The sequence below is a fragment of the Mariprofundus ferrinatatus genome (genome assembly GCF_002795825.1).
Taxonomy (GTDB): domain Bacteria; phylum Pseudomonadota; class Zetaproteobacteria; order Mariprofundales; family Mariprofundaceae; genus Mariprofundus; species Mariprofundus ferrinatatus.
On the sequence record NZ_CP018800.1, the window covers coordinates 193,587 to 216,027 of the forward strand.

16 protein-coding genes are annotated in these 22,441 nt (G+C 53.2%); 11 read left to right on the forward strand and 5 right to left on the reverse strand.

Going from position 1 to position 22,441, the window contains the following annotated elements:
• Nucleotides 1–8 precede the first annotated feature (8 nt).
• From Ga0123462_RS01025 to Ga0123462_RS01040, 4 genes are all read left to right on the forward strand, one after another.
• Entirely contained in the window at nucleotides 9–4,076 is a 4,068-nt protein-coding gene (locus tag Ga0123462_RS01025) for a response regulator (RefSeq protein ID WP_100264598.1), read from the forward strand.
• Complete coding sequence (locus Ga0123462_RS01030) at nucleotides 4,073–5,752, forward strand: CheR family methyltransferase (protein ID WP_100264599.1); 1,680 nt, start codon at nucleotides 4,073–4,075, stop codon at nucleotides 5,750–5,752. Before Ga0123462_RS01025 ends, Ga0123462_RS01030 begins: the two co-directional genes overlap by 4 nt.
• Nucleotides 5,740–8,070, forward strand: a complete 2,331-nt coding sequence (locus tag Ga0123462_RS01035; protein ID WP_100264600.1) for an ATP-binding response regulator — start codon at nucleotides 5,740–5,742, stop codon at nucleotides 8,068–8,070. Before Ga0123462_RS01030 ends, Ga0123462_RS01035 begins: the two co-directional genes overlap by 13 nt.
• Nucleotides 8,071–8,226: 156 nt before the next feature.
• Nucleotides 8,227–9,444, forward strand: a complete 1,218-nt coding sequence (locus tag Ga0123462_RS01040; RefSeq protein ID WP_100264601.1) for a hybrid sensor histidine kinase/response regulator — start codon at nucleotides 8,227–8,229, stop codon at nucleotides 9,442–9,444.
• Nucleotides 9,445–9,555: 111 nt separating this feature from the next.
• On the opposite strand, the gene Ga0123462_RS01045 is transcribed toward Ga0123462_RS01040, so the two are convergent.
• Nucleotides 9,556–9,966 carry a YqaA family protein gene (locus tag Ga0123462_RS01045; RefSeq protein WP_100264602.1) on the reverse strand — a complete coding sequence of 137 codons (411 nt, stop codon included), beginning with the start codon at nucleotides 9,964–9,966 and terminating at the stop codon, nucleotides 9,556–9,558.
• An 89-nt stretch (nucleotides 9,967–10,055) separates the two neighbouring features.
• On the opposite strand from Ga0123462_RS01045, the gene Ga0123462_RS11570 reads away from it, so the two are divergent.
• Nucleotides 10,056–10,481: a methylated-DNA--[protein]-cysteine S-methyltransferase gene (locus tag Ga0123462_RS11570; RefSeq protein WP_100264603.1), complete on the forward strand. Its 426-nt coding sequence runs from the start codon at nucleotides 10,056–10,058 to the stop codon at nucleotides 10,479–10,481.
• Between the two features lie 34 nt (nucleotides 10,482–10,515).
• A complete protein-coding gene (locus Ga0123462_RS01055; RefSeq protein ID WP_100264604.1) occupies nucleotides 10,516–10,794 on the forward strand; it encodes a peptidylprolyl isomerase in 279 nt (92 codons plus the stop codon).
• Nucleotides 10,795–10,866: 72 nt separating this feature from the next.
• Here Ga0123462_RS01055 and Ga0123462_RS01060 read toward each other — a convergent pair whose 3' ends face one another.
• Both Ga0123462_RS01060 and Ga0123462_RS01065 read right to left on the reverse strand, forming a co-directional pair.
• On the reverse strand, nucleotides 10,867–13,008 hold the full coding sequence (locus Ga0123462_RS01060; RefSeq protein WP_232726486.1) for an EAL domain-containing protein: 2,142 nt from the start codon (nucleotides 13,006–13,008) through the stop codon (nucleotides 10,867–10,869).
• A gap of 78 nt (nucleotides 13,009–13,086) precedes the next feature.
• Complete coding sequence (locus tag Ga0123462_RS01065) at nucleotides 13,087–13,809, reverse strand: SIMPL domain-containing protein (RefSeq protein WP_100264606.1); 723 nt, start codon at nucleotides 13,807–13,809, stop codon at nucleotides 13,087–13,089.
• A gap of 88 nt (nucleotides 13,810–13,897) precedes the next feature.
• Here Ga0123462_RS01065 and Ga0123462_RS01070 point away from each other — a divergent pair, with 88 nt between their 5' ends.
• The 5 genes from Ga0123462_RS01070 (at nucleotide 13,898) to trmFO (ending at nucleotide 21,156) form a co-directional block, all read left to right on the forward strand.
• Complete coding sequence (locus Ga0123462_RS01070; RefSeq protein ID WP_100264607.1) at nucleotides 13,898–14,398, forward strand: cupin domain-containing protein; 501 nt, start codon at nucleotides 13,898–13,900, stop codon at nucleotides 14,396–14,398.
• Nucleotides 14,399–14,439: 41 nt separating this feature from the next.
• Nucleotides 14,440–15,288 carry a pyridoxal-phosphate dependent enzyme gene (locus tag Ga0123462_RS01075; RefSeq protein WP_232726487.1) on the forward strand — a complete coding sequence of 283 codons (849 nt, stop codon included), beginning with the start codon at nucleotides 14,440–14,442 and terminating at the stop codon, nucleotides 15,286–15,288.
• 101 nt (nucleotides 15,289–15,389) lie between these two features.
• On the forward strand, nucleotides 15,390–18,758 hold the full coding sequence (locus Ga0123462_RS01080; RefSeq protein WP_100264609.1) for a bifunctional diguanylate cyclase/phosphodiesterase: 3,369 nt from the start codon (nucleotides 15,390–15,392) through the stop codon (nucleotides 18,756–18,758).
• A 51-nt stretch (nucleotides 18,759–18,809) separates the two neighbouring features.
• Nucleotides 18,810–19,652, forward strand: a complete 843-nt coding sequence (gene nfo, locus Ga0123462_RS01085; RefSeq protein WP_100264610.1) for a deoxyribonuclease IV — start codon at nucleotides 18,810–18,812, stop codon at nucleotides 19,650–19,652.
• A gap of 154 nt (nucleotides 19,653–19,806) precedes the next feature.
• Nucleotides 19,807–21,156, forward strand: coding sequence for a methylenetetrahydrofolate--tRNA-(uracil(54)-C(5))-methyltransferase (FADH(2)-oxidizing) TrmFO (gene trmFO / locus Ga0123462_RS01090; RefSeq protein ID WP_100264611.1), 1,350 nt, complete (start codon nucleotides 19,807–19,809; stop codon nucleotides 21,154–21,156).
• Here the strand turns inward: trmFO and Ga0123462_RS01095 are convergent.
• Entirely contained in the window at nucleotides 21,153–21,878 is a 726-nt protein-coding gene (locus tag Ga0123462_RS01095; protein WP_100264612.1) for a hypothetical protein, read from the reverse strand. The genes trmFO and Ga0123462_RS01095 overlap by 4 nt on opposite strands.
• Nucleotides 21,878–22,441, reverse strand: coding sequence for a CDP-alcohol phosphatidyltransferase family protein (locus Ga0123462_RS01100; RefSeq protein WP_100264613.1), 564 nt, complete (start codon nucleotides 22,439–22,441; stop codon nucleotides 21,878–21,880). Before Ga0123462_RS01100 ends, Ga0123462_RS01095 begins: the two co-directional genes overlap by 1 nt.

A 22,441-nucleotide genomic window follows, 5' to 3' on the forward strand; every position in this document is an offset into this window, starting at 1 on the left:
AGCCTGAGATGAGATGGAGTGAGGCAATATTGCGCAAAACCGGCATTGAGAAGCTGGCTATCCGCAGGAAAATGTTCACCCTCTTCTATCTGGTTGTAACGATCGCTATCGCGGTTGTCGGCTATTACGGCTATCAGTCAGCCAGGGAGGCCTATCGCCAGCATGCATTGGCGCAGGTGGTGGAGAAGACGGACGATGTCTCCCGCAGCACCATGGAGCTCTTGTCTCTGGTTGCCAATGACATGAACTTTATATCCAGCTATTACGGGCTGAAACGATACCTCTACTGGCAGGATCTGAAGGTTCCCGGCAGTGCCGCCATCTGGAAAAGTTCCACGACAGACGCATTCGAAGCGTTTATGCGTAACTACGATTATCTCTACAAGATCCGGTTCCTGGATAACAACGGGGCTGAGGTCATCAGTATCCGTAGTGACAGGGCAGCAGGGAAAGTGCAGGTTGAGAAAGGGCGCAACCTTCAGGACAGGCACCATGAGGCCTACTTCAGTGAAACCTATATGATGGAAGAAGATGGGCTCTACACCTCGTCACTGGACCTTAACAGGGAGTATGGCAAAATCGAGAAGCCCCACATCCCGGTGCTGAGGTATGCCCGTCCGGTATATGGTGCCAACCATGTGAAGTACGGTGTGGCGGTGATCAATATATATGCCGATTACATTCTCTCGTTTGTCAGAAGCGTCGATGAAGGCAGTGATGGCGACTACAAGCTGATCTCGGCAGATGGCTTCTATTATTACAACTCCGATGCGGAGAAGTCATGGGGCCACCTTCTGGGTCACCATGTCAGCTTTGCCAGCGAGCACCCCGAAATATTTGCCGCCATCTCCGGAAAGGAGAGCGGTCTTATTGAGCTGGATAATAAGGTTATCAGCTTTACCAAGATCTACCCCAACCCCCAGGACAAAACCAACTACTGGTATCTGCTAGGTATGATTGATGAAGATGTGGTGCTGGCCCAGCTCAACCAGTTCGTCACCATATCAGCCATCATCTTTGTTATGACGCTTCTGCTCGTGTTTATCTCCGGCCGTCTCTCCATCAACAGCCTGCTGAGCCCGTTGATAACCCTTACCCGCCAGATGCAGCGCCTGAGTCAGGGTGAACTGCGACGTGAGGAGATAGACTACAGGGCGGATGATGAGATCAGTGCCATGCTTAAATCGAGTGACAGCGTAATAGCCAACCTGGAGGCGCTGACCACACAGGTCGACACGATCTCCTCAGGTGATTATTCACAGCAGGTTCACGTTCTCTCCGACAAGGACAAGTTGAGCATGGCTATCAATAATATGACTGCCACCCTGAAGAAAAACAGGGAGGAGAATGAGATCCGGGAGTGGCTCTCCGACGGGCTTACACAGCTTGCCCGTGAGCTCTCAGGTGAGAATAACCTGCAGCAATTGGCGGAAAAGGCTGTCTCCTTTATCGGCCGCTATGTCGATGCCGGCCATGGTGTAATCTATCTCTACAGTGAATCAGATGAAGGGGAGACGCTTGATCTTCTAGGCTCCTATATGTTTACCGAGCGAGCCAACCTCTCCTCCCACTACAAGCTGGGAGAGGGGGCTATTGGCCAGGTTGCACGTGAGCGCAAAGCGATCCTGCTCAAGGAGATCCCCAAAGAGAGAAAGATCAGTACAGGCACCACCAGTGAGACCCCGCTGAATACCTTTACCTTCCCGCTGATCTATGAGGGTGGGCTGTGTGGCGTTGTTGAGTTCGCCTCATTTGAGCCATTCACCGAGCTTAAACAGCAATTCTTTGACGAATCAGCCAGTATCATTGCATCGCTGATCTACATGGCCATCCAGAGTGGTAAAATCTCGACCCTTCTGAAGGTTTCTGAAGAGAAGAGCCGTGCCCTTCAGCAGAGTAACACCCAGATGGAGGAGCAGCAGCAGCAACTGCAGCAACAGACAGAGGAGCTGCAGCAGACCAATGCCCAGATGGAGGAGCAGCAGCAGCAACTGCAGCAACAGACAGAGGAGCTGCAGCAGACCAATGCCCAGATGGAGGAGCAGCAGCAGCAACTGCAGATGCAGACAGAAGAGCTGCAGGAGTCAAAAGAGGCACTCACCCTAAGGGCTGAGCAGTTGGAGCTCTCCAATAAGTATAAATCGGAGTTCCTGGCCAATATGTCGCATGAGCTGCGCACCCCTCTCAACTCGGTCATTCTTCTCTCCAAAATGATGATGCGCAATGAGAACGGGCATCTCGATGATGAGGATGTCAAACGGGCCAATGTTATCCACCACTCGGGCAATGAGCTGCTGCGCCTGATCAATGACATCCTCGACCTCTCGAAGGTGGAGGCCGGTAAGTTCGAACTGATTCAGGAGAGCTTTGACTCCACTCAGCTGCTGGATGAGCTGAGGAGCCAGTTTGAGGATAGCGCAAAAAATAAAGGGCTGAGCCTTATTGTTGACGATCGGCTGCATGGATCACTAAACACCGATAAAAACAAACTTCTGCAGATCCTGCGCAACCTTCTCTCCAACGCCATGAAATTCACCAAAAAGGGATCTGTAACCCTTACTGCTGCAATGATCGAGGATGAAGAGCTGCCGATCAAAATTTCGGTCAGCGATACCGGCATTGGCATCCCTGAAGATAAACTTGAGCTTATTTTCAATGAGTTCCAGCAGGTGGATGGCTCCATCTCCAGAGAGTTCGGAGGCACAGGTCTTGGACTCTCCATCAGCAAGAAATTTGCAGAGCTGATCAACGGAAAGGTGAGCGTGGAGAGTAAAGAGGGCGTGGGGAGCACATTTACCGTTCACCTGCCCGGGAAAATGGAACAGGCGAAGGCTCCTGCCTCCGTAGATGCGCGGGATTATGCAGAGGCAGCAGGAGATGATCGTGCAGAGCTCCGTGATGAAGATCGTCCAATTCTTCTTATCGATGACGACAGCGACTTTTGTGAAGCTGTTATCGACATTAACCGTCAAAATGGCTGCAAAACGGTGGTTGCGCATAGCGGTAAAGAGGGGTTGAAGATGGTCGCCAAATACCACCCTGCTGGCATCATCCTCGATCTTGGACTGCCGGACATGGATGGCGTTGACCTGCTTGCCCGCCTAAAGAAGAACGCTCATACCAAGACTATTCCCGTCTATATCGTGTCCGGCCGGGATAAAGACGAGGCCCTGCTGAAGCAAGGTGCTCTGGAGTACCTGCAGAAGCCGGTCACAAGTGATGACATCACCGATGTGGCCCATGCCATTCTTCAGACGATCAGCAGCGGGGTGAAATCTATTCTTGTTTATGCAGGCGAAGCGATCTCTTATGTGGAAATATTGGAGTTGGCGAAAACGATGGGCGTTCAGGCCATCGATATGAGTGATTCGGATGAATCCCTTGAATCGATAGGTGCAGAGGAGAAGCTGCTTGCCATCGTTGATGCAGTCCCCTCTAAAGGAGCGATGCTGGATATCTGTGCCGAGTTAAGGAGTCGGTGGCCCGATATATCTATCGTTATCGGCGCCACCTCAGCCCCAGATGCCGATGATGAGGCAGCTATTGCCAAGTTTACAGATACGGTCATCGTCAAGTCTTCCGGGGCGCAAAGCCGGTTGATTGAAAATATTGAACACTTCCTTCGCACGACTTCTAATCAGCAATTGGCTCCAGCCATCCCGGCCCAGCCGCACCCTGTTCATGCTGATCAGAAGGTACTCAAGGGGAGTAATATCCTTGTTGCCGATGACGATGCCAGAAACCTCTTTGTGATTACTTCGGCGCTTGAGGAACACGGTGCGAGGGTTGTTGATGCAGTCAATGGTAATAGTGCGCTTAAGAAACTGAAGGAGGAGCAGTTCGACTTGATCCTGATGGATATCATGATGCCGGAGATGGATGGCTATGAGGCGATCAGCAAGATCAGGGCAGATGATGCATTGAAAGGCATTCCCATTATCGTGTTAACTGCCAAGGCGCTGAAGGAAGATCGTGAAAAATGCCTGCAGATCGGTGCCAATGACTATCTCTCCAAACCTGTCGAATACGAAAGGCTGATTAAGCTGAGCCATGCCTGGATTGAGAAGGGGAGATGAGCCTATCTGTCCATGATGGTGGAGGAAAAAGGCGCCTGCTGGTTATGGGCGAGCTTTCAGCACCCGAAGAGCAGAAGGAGCTTATCAGTGCCATCAACGACTCAGCAGGCATGGCGACTGAAGTTAACTTCTTTGATGCCCGACTGCTTCCGGAGAAGCTGATCAAAGTGCTGGCATCTTACTCCTCGGGTGAGGAGCCATTACGCATACGAACCCATCATCCGAGTCTTTCTCATTATTTGAATAAACTGAAAATCAACTCCAGAAATGATCTGGCAATAAGTGAGAACAAAAGGCATCCAGCATTCAAGGCTCTAGCTCTAGGTGGCTCGGCAGACAGCCTTGCGAAAATTCTTCATATCATCGAATCGCTGCAATTATCTGAGTTGACTGTTTTTATTGTTCAACATGTCTCCGAGGATCAGCCAAACCTTCTGGATAAACTGTTGAAAATGCGCACCGAATACAGCGTGCTCATGCCGCACCATATGATGCCGGTTGAGCCGGCTACCATCTATATCGCCCCTCCCGGCCATCAGCTTCGCATCCATGATCAGCAGGTCTATCTGACGCGCGACCGTAAAGTCCGCTTTGCCCGCCCATCGATTCAGGTGTTGTTTGAGTCACTGGCGCACGAATATGAGTCCAGCCTGATGGTCGCCCTGCTTTGCGGTTATGGCGATGATGGTGTGGAAGCATTGAAGGTTCTACGCGATAAAGGCGCAACCGTATTGATTGAGTCCCCTGAAGAGTGCGAGGCAAAGAAACTGCCACAAAATGGCATCAACAGCGGCAATTACGATCATGTTCTTAGCAGGAAAGGAATTCAGAGTTTTTTTTCCAGTGCTGTGATCAAGAACAGCCTGCCCGACCTGCACACGATCAGCTTCTTTCTAGAAGCTGTCAGGGAGCAGTACGGTTATGACTTCACCGAGTATCAATCTGGCACCCTGCAGCGGCGAATCGAGGTGATGCTTAAATCATCCGGCGCTGCTGATTTCTTCACGCTTCAGCGGGATGTTTTGACCAATCCGGAGGCCTTTGAGCAGCTGTTCAGCGCACTCTCCATCAATGTGACTACATTCTTCAGGTCTCCTGAGCAATTCGACTACCTGCGCCAGAAGGCATTCCCGTTTCTGGAAAGCTTTCCGCATATCAAGATATGGGTGGCTGGCTGCTCAAGTGGAGAGGAGGCATATTCGCTGGCTATATTGCTTAAAGAAGCTGGGCTGTTGCAAAAGACCACCATCTACGCAACGGATATCAACTCACACATTCTCTATGAGGCAAAAAATGCCCTCTATTCGTGCCAGAAGATGGATGAGTATCAGGAGAATTATCGATTAAGTGGAGGTGCTCGGCAGTTTACGGATTATATTGAAAAGCACGGCGACATCTTCGAAATTGCGCCGGAATTACGCAATAAGGTGCTCTTCTTCCGCCATTCGCTGGTCGATGAGGGGGTCTTTAATGAATTTCAACTTATCCTCTGCCGTAATGTCATTATCTATTTCTCAAATAAGCTGCAAAATCGAGTGATGCAGCTCTTCTCGCGTTCCCTGCATCGCGATGGTTTTCTAACTCTGGGGGATAAAGAGTCACTGAGTCTGGGTGATGGTAATCGTTTTTTTAAAGCTGAAAACAAAGAGAAGAAGGTTTATCGATGGTTGATCTGACAGGGGGCAATGATATTCCCTTCAAAATCCTGATTGTAGATGACAATCCAAATAACCTGTTTACGCTGGAGTCTCTGCTTCGGCGACTGGATGATTGTGAAATCGTGCAGGCTTCCTCCGGCGAGGCTGCGCTTGCAACCACTATTGAGAATTCCATCGACCTGATTCTTCTGGATGTCCAAATGCCCGGGATGGATGGCTATTCAACTGCAGAACATTTGAAAATGACCAGGCGCACGAGGGATATTCCAATTATTTTTATCACAGCGGTATTCAAGAGCGCTGAGTTTATCAAGCATGGCTATGAAGTGGGTGCAATTGACTACCTGACAAAACCACTGGATGAGAACCAGTTGCTTAACCGTATCAGACTTTACCGTAAAATATTTGAACGTGAAACGGCACTTCGAAAGGCGCTAAAAACACTCGAATTTGAAAGCCAGGAGCGTTTCCGCTCTTATTTCGAACGCTCTACTGTAGGCATGGCGATTGTTAACCCCGACAGGAGCTGGCAAGAGGTGAACGATGCCCTGTGTCTCATGCTGGGTTACAGCCGTGATGAGTTGATGCACATGCCCTGGTCTGGGTTGGTTTGCCCTGATGATCAAAACCTCGATGAGGATTCTATCAACGCATTATTAAGCGGCGAGACTGATGGCTATACGATCGAACTACGGTTTATTCACAAAGGCGGCCAAGTTGTTCACACTCATTTCGCAGTGCGCAGCGTATGCAAAGAGCAGGGTGGCATTGATTATCTGACTGCAATGATAGTGGATATCAGCAAAGCCAAGGAAGCGGAAGCCGTACTGCGAAGGCTGTCTCAGGCTGTCGAGCAAGCTGGTGAATCCATCTTTATCACAGACTGCAGCGGTATCATCGAATATGTGAACCCTGCCTTCTCTGAACTTACCGGATATAGCAGTGATGAGGTTGTCGGGCAGAAGCCGAAGGTTCTTAAGAGTGGCAAGCAACAAGCGATTTTTTATGAAAAGATGTGGAATACCATACTTTCCGGTCAGGTCTGGCATGGCAAAATGATCGACAGGAAAAAGGATGGCAGTTTCTATCCGGCCATGGTGACGATTTCACCCATCAAGAACCAGTTGAGTGAAACCACCGGCTTTGTCTGCCTTCAGCAGGATTTGAGCGAGAATGAGGAGCTTGAGAATCGCTTTTATCAGGCTCAGAAGATGGAGGCGCTTGGAACACTGGTGGGAGGAATTGCCCACGAATTTAATAATTCATTGGCCGGAATTACAGGCAACCTATATTTGGCAAAAAAACTAGCCTCACAGCTTCCAGAGGTGATTGAGAAGCTGGATATTATTGAGAAACTCTCGTTCAAAAGTGCTGAGTTGATTAAAAACCTGCTCTCTTTCGCACGTAAAGGGGTGATCCAGAAAACACCGATCAACTTGCCTCTCTTTCTGAAGGAGGTCATAAAAGTACATCGGGTTTCGCTACCGGAACATATCCGGCTGGACTTGGATGTTGGAGCTGTCCCCATGACAGTCAAATGGGACGCGAACCTTCTTCAGCAGGCATTGATCAATCTCATCAACAACGCCTGTGATGCATTGATGACGGTCGAAGGGCCCTTGATATCTATCAAATTAAGTGAGTTTTCTGCTGATGACGATTTTCTTGCCAGGCACCCTGAAGTCGACGCTGACAACTTCGCTTGTCTCGCCATAAGAGATAATGGAACGGGTATCAGCCCGGATGACCTGCCTCATATTCTCGAGCCCTTTTATACAACCAAGAAAATCGGCAAGGGGACAGGGCTCGGCCTCTCAATGGTCAGTGGGGCGATGCATGCCCACCAGGCCTGTATGGAGGTTGAGAGCGTTGAAGGTGAAGGGGCACTGTTCCTGCTATACCTGCCCTTACAGGAGGCAGAAGAGATTGAGCTTTCCCCTCGCCAGTGTGAGGTAAGCGAGAGAGGGGTTGGTGAGCTAATCCTGCTGGTCGATGATGAAAAAAACATTCTCGAGACAAGCAAAGAGGTGCTTGAATCGATTGGCTATCGGGTGTTGGTAGCTTCGGATGGTTCAGAGGCCGTTGATGTTTTCAAGGCCAATAAAGATGAAGTTTCCATCGTTGTTACCGACATCATGATGCCAAAGCTTGGAGGTGTTGAAGCAGTTGGGCTTATGAAGAAGATTCGTCCTGAGATTAAGGTTGTTTTTACCACAGGATATAACAAAGAAGAGGAGCGGCTTGGCGATATTCATTCGAGCGATGCTATCGTTCTCTATAAGCCTTACGACGTTGATGAGCTTGGCAGAACAATAAGAAGGGCGTTAGACGCATAGGATTTCGCCGCTATTGTTGAGTGATAGCTTTGCGTGTGGCGAGGAGATGCCGCGTGTTCTGGCGCTCTCTGTATCGGGACGTTTTCCCAGAGGCGATAAATATGTGAGACGGCAATCGATATTCAGGGCTGGAAATGGGTAAAGGAGGCTTTATAGATGGCAGGGTTAAAAGAGTTCAATGGTGTTGATGGCAGCCCCTATAATGTTCTCATTGTCGATGACAACCCCAATAACCTATTTACGCTGCACTCATTGCTTAAACGGGTGAAAAACATTCATGTCATAGAGGCTGACTCGGGTGAAAAAGCCCTGAAAATTGTTATCGAACAACCGGTCGATCTGATACTCATGGATGTGCAGATGCCGGGAATGGATGGCTTTGAGACTGCCAAGCACCTGAAGATGACAAGCCGAACCAGGGAGATACCCATTGTTTTCATCACCGCTGTGTTTAAAGCCGAAGAGTTCATTAAACATGGCTACGAGGTGGGGGCCATTGATTATCTGACCAAACCTATTGATGACAACCTGCTCATCAGTCGCCTCTCTCTTTACACCAATATCATCGGGCGTAAGCGCGCTGAGGAAGGGCTGCTGCATGCACATCAGATGCTTGAGAAGAGGGTGCGTGAGCGAACTCGCGAATTGACCATCGCCTACAACCAACTCAAAGAGGTGGATAAGCTTAAATCCGCGTTTCTCTCCACGATGTCGAGCGAGCTCCACACCCCTTTGAATGCCATTATCGGTTTCGCCTCCATGTTGAGGCATGGCATGGAGGGGAAGCTCACCGATATCCAGCTGGACCGCGTGACTCGCATTGAGGCTGCGGGGCAACAGCTGCTGGAACTAATAACCGAGGTGTTCGAGGTGTCTTTGCTTGAGTCAGGAAGTGTAAAGGCCAAAGCAGAGTCATTTTCGATGATTGAGATTATCAATGAGGCGGTTGCAAAGGTTAAACCGGCAGCCGAGAGGAAAGGAATCAGGATATATGTTAAACAAAATGGCGACATCTCCATTCACTCGGACAGGGAGTGGTTGATCAAGTGCCTGCTCAACTATCTTAGTAATGCTGTGAAATACAGCACAGGGGGGGTCATCACGGTCTGCGCCAGCGAAGATGGTGAAAACATACAGGTAGATGTGATGGATGAGGGTATTGGCATCAAGAAAGAGGATCAAGAGCGTGTGTTTCTAGCATTTGAGCGGCTGGATACCCCTCTATCTACTGTGGCGGGTGGCACAGGCCTCGGCCTGTATTTGACCAAGCTCATTATTCATAATCTATTGAAGGGAGGGCATGCCTTAGAGAGCACCTTTGGTAAGGGCAGCAGGTTTAGCTTCACCATTCCCAAACATCTTAATGTGGCGTGATGTGGGTAAAACGAGTTTAGGGTTAGCAGATACGATGCTCGCGGTTGCTCTTCGAGGGCTGTTCACCACTGGGTAAAGTTCGCTGCCACTGTTTCTTCAGATCCGAACGCTTCAAACAAACGGTGCTGCCAGCACGGCGTAGCGGGCCAGCTTTCCAATCGATACCAGTACTACAAACGTAATCAGGCTGCAGCGCAGCAGGCCTGCCACAAGGCAGAGTGGGTCCCCAATAACGGGCAGCCATGCGAAAAGAAGCGATGGCCGGCCATATTTCCCGAACCAGAGTTCGGCCCGTTCGGTCTGTGACTCGGAGATGCGCAGCCATTTTTTATGCACGGCTTCATTGCCCAGACGCCCCATGCCATAGGTGATCAGGCTGCCGAGCACGTTGCCTGCAGTGGCGATCAATACGAGCGCCACTGCGTTTCCACCCTCGTTCAGGCGATAGAGCAGCAATACCTCAGAGCCGCCCGGAAAGAGGGTGGAGGAGATCAGTGCGGAGAAGAAGAGAGACCAATCCATTGCGGCAGCCTAGTCGGCATTCTCGCAGTCGGCACGCACTGAACAGGATTCTGGGTGCCAGCGCGCACCAGCTTCCATAGAGTGGCGCGATGACCTATCTGTTCAATTCACCGCTCGGCCCCATCTCTTATGAGTGGGATGGCAATAGATGCCATCGGGTTATGCTGGAGAGCTCCTCCTCGGCCGAATGCGGTGAAGATCCCGTATCGCGCTGGCTGGCTGCATATTTCGATCGCGAGATCACTTCGCTGCCACCACTGGCAGAACCGGCGACCCCATTTCAGCAGATCATGCGGCAGGCGTTGTTGAATATTCCATCAGGCGAAGTGCGAACTTATGGTGAACTGGCCCATGAACTGAAAACATCCCCGCGGGCGATGGGTCAGGCGCTCGGGGCCAACCCGCTGCCGATCCTTATTCCCTGCCACCGCGTCATTGCAGCCGATGGCCTTGGCGGTTTTGCCTGCGGCATCGACTGGAAGAAAAAACTGCTTCAATTTGAACGAAGAAAATGAACTGATAGGGTGCAGAAAATTTTCGAGGTGATTCATGACAGTAGCAACAGCCCGCCACATTCTGGTGGATAGCGAAGATAGATGTATAGAACTGAAGGCGGCTATTGAAGCCGGAGCAGACTTTGCGGAGATAGCGCGCCAGAACTCACGCTGTCCCTCAGGCCGTAACGGTGGCGATCTGGGAGAGTTCGGCCCGGGAATGATGGTGCCGGAGTTTGACAAGGTGGTGTTTTCTGCCGAAGTCGGCACCGTGCAGGGGCCTGTGAAAACCCAGTTCGGATATCATCTTCTGGAAGTCACCAGCCGCAGCTGACTGACTATCTCAGCGGATCAGAAAAGGCGGGGGAAACTCCGCCTTTTTTATGCGTAACAGGCTTTTACGACCTCAATGATCGAGCATCGACCTTCTGTTTTTCAGTTGGCGCACGAACTCGTCCGGAGGCACAGGCGGACTGGAGAGGTAGCCCAGCATGCCATCGGACTTATGCTCACGTAAAAATTGCAGTTGATCGGCCGTTTCCACCCCTTCGGCAACCACCTGATGATTCAGGATATGGCCCATGGAAATAATTGCATTGGTAATCTGACTGCTGTCATTGCCGCTTCCAATCTGCTTAATAAGCGAGCGGTTCACCTTCAGTTCGTGCACCGGCATGGCCTGCAGGGCCTGCAGCGAGAAGTAGCCTGCCCCGAAATTGTCGATCGTGATTCTGACACCCAGTTCATTGAGCTGGTTCAGGGTGGGGATGGCTAAAGCCCCGTACTGCATCAGGGTGCTTTCGCTGATCTCCAGCTCAAGCATGCTGGCTTCAAGGCGACTCTCTTCGAGAATCCGGGCCACAACTTCGCTGAAGTCAGGATGCCTGATCTGTTCGACCGTCACATTGACTGAAACAGGAACAATCGGAAGCCCCTCATCCTGCCAGGTCCGGTTCTGCTCACAGGCGTTGCGCAGCACCCACTCGCCAATCGCCACAATCAGGCCTGTTCTGTTGGCTACAGGGAGAAACTGGTCGGGATAGAACATGCCCTCTTTGCCGCGATCCCAGCGCAACAGTGCATGCATGCCGGTGATCATGCCATCTGCAAGCCCCACCTTGGGCTGATAGTGAATCACCAGTTCGTCATTGCTAATGGCATGACGCAGCGCTTTCTCTACCATGAGCTCCTGGGTTGTTGCATCGTTCATGCCTTCGTCGCCGGGACGATGGATGCAGTAGCGGTTGCGCCCCATCTGCTTGGCCTGATACATGGCATCATCAGCCAGCCTCATGTAGGCCTCGGCATCCACATCCTGATGAGATTTCATGCATATACCGATGCTGACTCCGAGAACATAGCTGTTCTCTTTGAGTATCATCGGCTCCTGAATGCGGCTGATAATCTTGTCGGCAACAACAGCGGCTGCCTCTTCCGAGGCAATATCGACAAGAATAATGCTGAATTCGTCGCCGCCAATACGCGCTACCGTGTCCGTTTCACGCACACACTCCAGCAACCTTCTGCTCACCTCGATGAGCGCTTTATCCCCCCACTCATGGCCCAGCTCGTCGTTGATGGGCTTGAAATAGTCCAGATCGAGGAACAGTACTGCCATCTCTGTTCTGTTACGATGCGCCTGTGCAATGGACTGCTTCAGTCGGTCATAATAGAGACTTCGGTTCGGCAGGCCGGTGAGAAGATCCGAGTAGGCCATCTCCCTGATCCTGTCTTCATGCAGTTTGTGCTCTGTGATATCGGACATGAACCCCAGAAACTCAAGTTCCCCGTACGGGTTTTTCACCAGACGAATTTCATCCGCAACCCAGAAGTAGTGGCCATCCTTGTGGCGCAACCTGTATTCGAAACGGTTGTTGCCCCGCTCAAGCGCCTTTTCCAGTTCACTCTCCACAGACTCAAGGTCATCCGGATGGGTGGCGTGAATTCGGAATGAGGGGGTGTTAAGACACTCTTCGGCATCATGTCCGCACATGCGTTTAATGTTGTCGCTGATAAATGTAGTGCCATAGGGATGGTTGGTTTTTGCCGAGTAGATGACCGCTGCAGTCGAGGTGAGAAGAAAGTTGAGGCGCTCATTGGCCATACGGGCCTCTGTTTCACTCTTCTTCAGCCGATGATGCATCGCCTGATACTCTTGCAGCTGCTGATTCTCATTTTCCAGGGCGCGGTAATTGAGCCTGTGCCTGATGCTGTGGACCAGTTCAAGCGGTGCGATAGGCTTTTCAAGATAGTCTGCAGCGCCCTGCCGCAATGCCTCGATGGTGTTTTTCTTATCCGCATAACCGGACATCATAATGACAGGGCAGATCGGGTGATGCCCCCGGATGTAGGATAGGAGATCAAGGCCTGATTTCCCCTCCAGCAGGATATCGAGAAGGGCAAGGTCGATGGAGCCGTCATTGAGCATGGCAATGGCAGCATCGTAATCTTTGGCCTTGCAGACGTTGAACCCTGCATGTTCGAGGATTTCACCGTAGGCATCCCTCAGGGAGGCCTGATCATCAACGATGAGGATTTTATGTTTCAAGCTGACGCCTCTCCCTACTTCAGCATGGATCATAGCACACAATACGGCATCTGGCAGGTGAGCAAGCTGCGGGGCTCGCTATTTCGCTGGAAAATCAGTGAACGGCACTTCAATTTCACCATTCACCGTGATCTGGATCATCCCTTCACCGGAAGACAACGAGGGAGGCGCTGCATCAGCAGCCTTGGCCATCATTGCCATCTCGCTCCGATAGACCACCGGCTGCGGTGCCTGACTGCTGCTGTTCAGACGAATAATGCGGAAGCTTTTGGCGGCAAGGCTTCTGGTGACAGTGGCGGCTTTGTTTCTGAATGTCTCGATTGCCTGCATCCGCAACGCATCCTGGGCCTTGCGTGTGGCACTGCGGCTGATCCTGAACTGCAGGTTGGAGAGCTGTGCCCCTTCGGTTTCGATCGCATCGAGCCATTCGGGTAGAGCATCCAGATTGCTGCTGGTAACCTGTTCTGACTGGGTTAAATGCCATGAAGAGCGGATGCGCGGTTTATTCTTCGGATATTGCCATACCGGCTGCATTCTGCGGCTGGTGGTTTCGACCTTCACACCTTTCTCGAGCTGTAGTCGCTTCTGGATCGCCGTGGTGATCCGGTTGACCTGCCGGCGAATATCATTCACATCTTTGCCCTCTCTCTCCACCCGGTAGAGAATCACCACCTCATCATTGGGCAGCTCTGCCTCTGCTGTGGCGGAGATGGTGATGCGCGTGCCGGCAGGCTGGCCGTTCTCTGCCTGCACAGTAACAGGCGTAAGCAGTATAAGAGAGAGTAAGAGCACCAGTCGCATGAAGCGAGTATGGAGTCGATTTTTTCAATCTGCAAGCCGGAGACTTCGCCGCAGTTTCCATCTCGATCTCTCTGGATAGGGTTGGCCCATGAGCAGGGTTCAGAAAATCATTCATCAGCTGGCGCTTAAACCGCATCCGGAAGGGGGGTGGTACCGGGAAATTTACCGCTCAGCTGAATCGGTTCCGCCAGCCGGATTGCCGCCGCGCTTCGGTGGCGCACGCGCCTTTGCTACCAGTATCTATTTTCTGCTCGAAGGTTCTGATTTTTCTGCCTTTCACCGCATCCGCCAGGATGAGCTGTGGCACTTTTACGATGGTGATGGATTGACCATACATGTGATCGACAAATCGGGGGGCTACAGCAGAAAAAAGCTCGGGCGCAATCCGGATCAGGGAGAAGCATTTCATCATGTAGTGGCGGCAGGCGACTGGTTCGGAGCGACTGTATCATCTGGAGGTTTTGCGCTGGTCGGTTGTACGGTGGTGCCGGGTTTCGACTTTGACGATTTCGAGATGGCTGAACGTCATACCCTGCTGCAACTCTACCCGCAGCATCGGGATATTATCGCACGGCTGACCCGCAGCTGATGGACGGGACGGCCGCACTGCCTGCTCCGGTGGAGCGCTTCATGTTTCGCGGTCGCGAGTTTTTCGTCAAACGCGATGAGTTGATCGATCCGCTGCTCTCCGGCAACAAATACCGTAAGCTCTACAGCCTGATGCAGATGCCTGCTGAACGATATCGGCGTCTCACTTCATACGGTGGGACACAGTCCAATGCCATGTTATCCATTGCCGCACTATGCAGGCAGAAGGGTTGGCAGTTCCACTACACTGCCAAGGCTCTTCCCGGGCGGTTGAAAGAGCATCCAACCGGCAACTTCAAGCTGGCAATTGAGCTTGGCATGCAGCTGCATGAGGTCAGCCCGGAGCGCTATCACCAGGCGATATCTGATCTGCAAGATTCACAGGAGGAATCGGAGCTGTTGGTGCCGCAGGGCGGAGCTGATCCGCTGGCAGCGCGTGGCATCAACATACTGGCGGAGGAGATCACCAGCTGGCAGAGGCAGATGGGGATGGCGAGTCTCAATGTTGTGACCCCTTCAGGCACTGGAACCACTGCCTATTACCTGGCATGTGCTTTGCCTGATCTGAATATCCTGACCACGCCGGTCGTGGGAGACAGCGACTATTTGCATCTGCAGATGCGAGCCCTCGGCGACATCCCTGACAACCTGTGCATCATCGAGAGCAGTAAAAAACAGCACTTTGCAAAACCCTATCCGGAACTGCTGTCGATCTGGCGGGAGCTTAAAGCGGCGGGTATCGCGTTCGACCTGATCTACGGGGCAAAGATGTGGCATACATTGATGCAGCATCCCGCCTTGCTCGAGGGCCCCACTCTCTATATTCATAGTGGTGGCCTGATTGGCAACGAAACCATGCTAAACCGCTATTTCCACAAGGGGCTTATCTAGCAGATAAAACTAAGGTATGGCATGTTGTTTGCTTGCATATAACTTTTTATGTCGAACCGACCAGAGGCGACCTCAGGAGATGAAAACTCGAATGAGTAAATATGGCTAGTGCCGATAGAGTGAACCTGCGGGGCAGGGTGATGTTTGTCGTTCTGGGCATTCTTCTGGTCGGCGCGACACTTCTCTTCTTCAAGATCCAGAACGATCAGCGCCAATCATTGCGTGCTTCCTATGCGGCTGCGATGGAGGATGCGGTAAGCAGCCGTAGCGCCCATCTGCAGGTTTATGTCAACGAGCTGCGCAAGCAGACCCGCTTTCTGGCCCAGACCCCGCCTGTGCAGGCCCTTGTCCGTGCCACAGGAGGTGCTATTGCAGATCGGGACGGTGGCGACACGATAGCGGCCTGGAAGCAGCGACTTCAGGAGATATTCAAGGCTTTCCTGACGGCCAATCCCGGTTACTACCAGCTCCGTTATATCGGTGTGGCCGATCATGGCAGGGAGCTGGTTCGCGTTGAACGGCAGCAGGAAGGGCTGGTGGTTGCAGCGGATGCGCAACTGCAGGCAAAGGGCGATCGCGACTACTTCAGGGAATCGCTGAAGCTGAGCGAGGGATCCGTATATATCTCCAACATCACCCTGAATCGCGAGCATGGCCAGGTTCAACAGCCCCATGTTCAGACAGTCAGGGCTTCGGCGCCTGTCTTTGCGGGGGACGGGAAGCTGTTCGGCATGGTCGTGGCGAATCTGGATATCGGCCCTGGCCTTGCCGAAATTATGAAGCCGGTTCGCCCCGGTGTTCAGGGTTACTTGGCCAATCAGGACGGGGACTTTCTTTTCCACCCTGATCCCGGGAAGGCATTCGGATTTGATCTGGGGCAGCGCTACCGCTGGCAACAGGAGATGCCCGGTCTTCTGCTGCATAATCCCGAGCAGCAATTGCGAGAGTTTTCGAGGTTGGGGGAATACCCCAAAGGGATCGAGACGCAGTCACTCACGATAGCAGGAGAGAAGGTGCATCTGGCCGCCGGCAAGATCCACTACGACCTGAGCCAGCCGGAAAGATACCTGGCCCTGATCTATAGCCTCCCTGACGCCCTGATAGATGAGCAGATGGCAACGCTGCGTAACATGCTTTCGCTCGGGTTTCTGGGGATTCTGCTGCTGCTTGGTTTGATTATGACAGTCATGTTGCGGCGGATGTTTGCCCCGCTTGAGAAATTGACCGATGGTGCTATGGCCATTGCCGATGGCTCCCGGGAAGTCGAGCTGCCAGAGAAGGCATCAGGGGAGATTGGCACCCTTGTTCACGCATTTGACCAGATGTTGAACGGCATCAAACAGCAGGAGCGGAAGCTCGGCTCACTTCATGATCACTTGAGGCAGAGTGAGGCCTACGCCAACCACGTGATTGAAACAGTTCCCCAGGGGATCATCGTGATTGATGCGGATGGTCGAATGATTCGAGTCAACAACGTTGCAGCTGACCTGTTCGGATACTCCATTCAGGAGATGCTGGGGCTGCCGGTAGAGGCCCTTATGCCCGCGGAACTTGTCGACATCCATCGCGACGGACGTGTTGAGTATCAGCAGGGAGAACCGAAACAGCGCAGGCGTATGGGTGAGGGAGATAACCACGTTGCCCGGCGCAAGGATGGCGAAGAGTTTTTTGTCGAGGTTGAGCTTTGCCCGCTTCACATGAACGATGATCACCATGTCATTGCCACGGTCTCCGATGTGACCCAGCGCAAGCTCGCCGAGCGGGAGTTGCAGATAGCCGCAACCGTTTTTAACGCACATGAAGCGATGTTTATCACCGATCCGGCGGCCAATATTCTCAGGGTGAATGATGCTTTCCTGCAGGTCACAGGCTACAGCAGGGAGGAGGTGATCGGTAAGAATCCCCGCATCCTGCAGTCGGGACGACACACTGATGAGTTCTACCAGGAGATGTGGCGGCACCTTAACGAGTATGGCGTCTGGCAGGGCGAGATATGGGACCGCCGCAAAAACGGGGAGATCTTTCCGAAGTGGGCTACGATCAGCAGCGTGACGGATGAGCGAGGACGGCTCGTCAACTATGTATCCATGTTCTCGGATATTACTGCGGTCAAGGAGGCTCAGGAGGAGGTGCTGCGGTTGGCCTACTACGATCCGCTTACCGGGCTTCCGAACAGGCGCCGGCTTGTCGAACAGCTGCAGCACAACCTGAAGGAGAGCGCACGCAGCAGGCACTATGGCGGATTGCTGTTTATTGATCTGGATAATTTCAAAATCATCAATGATACACTTGGGCATGATCAGGGGGATGCGCTGCTTAAAGAGGTGGCACACAGGCTGCAGGCGGTTCTTCGCGAGGTTGATACCGTTGCAAGGCTCGGCGGGGATGAGTTTGTGATCATCCTGCATGAGCTCGGAAGCGATAAAGAGCAGGCTGTGGAGGGTGCCAGGCATGTCGGTGAGAAGCTTGTAGCCACACTTGCTGCGCCCTACCGGTTGCAAGGAAGGAACTTCAGCTGCACAGGCAGTGTCGGCGCCACCCTTTTCCAGGGTATGGATGTGAGCGTGGAGGAGATATTCCGTAATTCAGATATCGCCATGTATGAGGCCAAGAAGCTGGGGCGTAACGGTTTACGTTTCTTCGACCCTGCAATGCAGGCATCGCTGGAGAAGCGCAGCCAGCTGGAGTCGGATCTCCGTGATGCCTTGGAGCAGGAGCAGTTTGTCCTCCACTACCAGAAGCAGGTGGATGACAAGGGGCGCACCATCGGTGCCGAGGCGCTGATCCGATGGAAGCATCCTGTACGTGGCATGATTCCCCCATTCGAGTTCATTCCGGTCTGTGAGGAGAGCGGGCTGATTGTTCCTGTCGGGCAGTGGCTCATGAAGGAGGCGTGCCAGAAACTCAATCAGTGGCAGCAGAATGAGCGGATGAAGGATTACACGCTCTCAGTGAATATCAGTATGAAGGAGTTTATGGAGGAGGGCTTTGTCCGACAGGTGCATCAGACCATCGAGGAGTCCGGGGTGAACCCATCCAATCTCGAACTGGAGATCACCGAGAGTATCGGTCATGCCAATCCGGAGGAGTTGATCGAGAAGCTCCACCTGTTGCGCCTGGCGGATCTCAGTCTCGCCATGGATGACTTCGGAACAGGCTACTCCTCCCTCTCCTACCTGAAGAAGCTGCCTCTCGATGTGCTTAAGATCGACCAGAGTTTTGTTCGCGACCTTGGAGTTGATACCAGCGATGAATCGATCGTGCAGGCGATCATCAAGGTCGGAGAGACCCTTGGACTGGAGGTGATTGCCGAAGGGGTGGAGAGCGAAGAGCAGTTCGAGCTTCTAAAGCAGTATGGCTGCCGGAAGTTCCAGGGCTACTATTTCGCCCGCCCCCTGCCGGCTGAAGAGTTTGAGCAGTCGTGTGTCCCTTGCCCTGAAGAGGCTGATCTTGATGTTGCGGGGGTGTGATCATCACGCCGATTCTATAGTCTGCCCCGATCCCAGATTCGGAGTTCTGTTTTGAAATATGTAGGTGCACATGTGAGTGCTGCGGGCGGTGTCGAGAACACGCCGGGCCGGGCCGTTGAGATCGGGGCGAAGGCCTTTGCCCTGTTTACCAAGAATCAGCGGCAGTGGGTGGCGAAGCCGCTGACGAATGAGAGTATCGCAGCATTTAAAGAGAATCTTGAGCAGGCCGGAATCGAACCGAAACATGTGCTTCCTCACGACAGCTATCTGATCAATCTCGGTCACCCCGAAGAGGAGGGGCTGCAGAAGTCGCGCGATGCGTTTGTTGATGAGATGCGGCGTTGCGAGCAGTTGGGGCTGCCGCTGCTCAACTTCCATCCCGGCTCGCACCTGAAGAAGATCTCCGAAGATGCCTGCCTCTCCCGAATTGCCGAATCGATCAACCTGGCGCTTGAGCAGACCCAAGGGGTCACCGCCGTGATCGAAAATACCAGCGGTCAGGGCAGCAACATGGGGTTCCGCTTTGAGCATCTGGCAGCCATTATCGATCAGGTTGATGACAAGAGTCGCGTAGGTGTCTGTCTCGATACCTGCCACACATTCACAGCCGGTTACGATCTGCGTACCATGGACGACTGTGAGAACACTTTCGGTGAGTTCAATAATATTGTCGGTTACGAATATCTGCGCGGCATGCATCTTAACGGATCCAAGGCCGCCTTCGCCTCGAGGGTGGATCGCCACCACTCACTGACACAGGGTGAAATGGGGCTTGATGCCTTCCGCTTTATCATGAACCACGACGCCTTCAACGATATCCCCATGGTGCTGGAGACGATTGATGAGACGATCTGGCCTGAGGAGATCAATCTGCTCTACTCCCTGATCGAGTAAGTTGCACCTCGGATTCGCGCATACGCTGTTATGCGCCGTCAATCCGTGTGAGGAAGCGTTGCTTCCCATCCCCTCTCTGCACATGCCTGAACCGCAACGGGTGGAGGCGTTTCTTTCGCTGGCCTGATGCAAGTTTCCGATTAGCCTGCTGCCCATGAACGACTCCTCTTCACCCATTCAAACCGTAACAATTATCGGTGCAGGTCTGGCCGGATCCGAGGCCGCATGGCAGCTGGCCAGACGCGGTGTGCCGGTGCGGCTGCACGAGATGCGGCCGGCGAAAATGACGCCGGCCCACAACACGTCCAAATGTGCCGAGCTTGTATGTTCCAACACCTTCCGCGCTGATCATCTCGAGAATGCCGTAGGGCTGCTGCATGAAGAGATGCGCCGCATGGATTCGCTGATCATGGGTTGCGGAGATGCTGCACGTATTCCGGCCGGTACCGCACTTGCCGTTGATCGCGAACAGTTTGCCGATATGGTGACGGAGAGGCTGAATGCCGAACCGCTGATCGAGTTCGTCAACGGCGAAGTGACCGAAATACCGGCGGAGGGGCTGCTGTTGATCGCTTCCGGGCCGCTCACCTCCGATGCGCTTTATGAGGAGATCCAGAAGCTGACCGGCGAAGATCGCCTCTGCTTTTTCGATGCCATTGCGCCGGTAATCGATGCCGAGTCGATCAACATGGATATCTGCTACTGGAAAAACCGTTACGATAAAAATGTCGCCGAAGGCGAGGAGGGCGACTACCTCAACTGCCCGATGGATGAGACGCAGTACAAGGCCTTTATCAAGGAGCTTATCGACGCCGAGAAGGTCGCTTTCAAGGATTTCGAGGATATCCCCTTTTTCGAGGGCTGCATGCCGATCGAGGAGATGGCCGAGCGCGGCGAGGATACACCGCGCTTCGGGCCGATGAAGCCTGTCGGTCTCGATCATCCGGTGAGCGGTGAAAAGGCGTATGCGGTGGTGCAGCTCAGGCGCGATAACCGTATGGGCTCGCTTCTGAACATGGTCGGATTCCAGACCAAGATGACCTACGGCGAGCAGAAGCGTGTATTCACAATGATCCCCGGACTGGAGCAGGCCGAGTTTTTCCGGCTGGGGTCGCTGCATCGCAACACCTTTATCAAGTCACCGGACCTTCTCGATGGGACCCTGCGGTTAAAGAGTGATCCGCGTATTCTCTTTGCCGGTCAGATCACCGGCGTGGAGGGTTATGTCGAGTCTGCCGCCATGGGTTTGATGGCAGGACGGTTTCTTGCCGCGATGGCCAGGGGCGAGGAGCCCGATGCTCCACCCGAAATCACGGCTCACGGCTCACTGCTGGCACATATCTCGAAAACCAGAACTTCGGATTTCCAGCCGATGAATGTCAATTTCGGGCTGCTTCCACCGGGCAAGAAGCGCGAAGGAAAACGCCGCTTTTCAAGGGCCGAGCGCCGTCGTTCGGTCTCCGAGCGCGCGCTTGAAGCGCTGGATGGCTGGCTAAAGGGCTAGAGCAGCCGGGGATGCAGCTCTTCGGCAATTCGGATTAGCTGCTGTTTTACCCATGCTGGACCCGGCTTGTGTTTCTGTTCAAAGGAGAGGCGCTCCAGCTCCCTGAGCGATGAAACAAGAATATCGAGATCCCGTGGCAGGTAGGTGAGCATCGATTGCAGTACCTGCTCGCGGATATCCCACTGCAGTTTTCCTGCGCTGTTGCCAAGGATCTGGAGAAGCAGCGCATCGTCCCGCGGTGGCGACAGGGTGATCTTTTCCATGGCCAGCAGGCGTGAGGAGAGCTCCGGAGGCAGGGGGTCGACATTGCCGCGCCATGCCACGATCAGCGGCCGCTGCAGATCGCGCGCCCGCTCGAGCACGTGGAAGAGCGCATGGGCCACGGCCTGCGGCAGAGGTCCTGCCTGGATATCGATCATCCAGTGACTTCTGGCCTCCAGTCCTTTCATCCACTGCTGTACCAGGTGCCAGCTTGCGCCGCTGTATTCATCACCGCAGATCTCGAGAAGTGCGATGCTCGGGTGATCCGCCGCCATCGTGCGCAGCAGGTGGCTCTTGCCGGCCACCGTGACGGAATCGAGCCAGACGCGGCCGCCATGCACAGTCCAGAGCGCCAGCCGGTTACACGCCTCTTCGACACCGCTGTGGCGCAGCCAGCTGTGATAATCGTAACTCACCGGTAGCGGAAGCTGCAGGCGTAACTGGTTTTTCTTGGTTGTCATTAGCCGGCGCCTTCGTCGCTGACCGCCTTACGCATCCAGACCACCATGTACTGGACGCCTGAGATACAGGTGAAGGTGAAGGTGCTCCAGATGACCGTCAGCTCGAACAGTTCGGATGGCAAATCCCATGCCATATCAGCCAGCACTGTCAGCACCAGCGTGATCTGCAGGAAGGTGGTGATCTTGGAGCTCATGGTCGGCTCCATCTCGAGTTTCCCCGTCACCATTTCATAGGCGATGGCGCCGACGACAATGACAAGGTCGCGGAATACGACTGCAAGGAAGAGAAAGAGCGGGATCTCCTCGATAAAATAGAGCGTCACGATGGTGCTAATCAGCATCAGCTTGTCGGCCAGCGGATCCATGAAGGCTCCGACAATGCTGCGCTGGTTGAAGTAGCGGGCGATGGCGCCGTCAAGCATGTCAGTGATGCCGGCGATGCCCATCAGGATCAGTGCGAAAACCGCTTCCCCCTCCATGATCGCGAAAATGATAAACGGGGTAATGACGATGCGGGCAAGCGTCAGGATGTTCGGGATGTTGAGGATTCGGTTATGGACCAT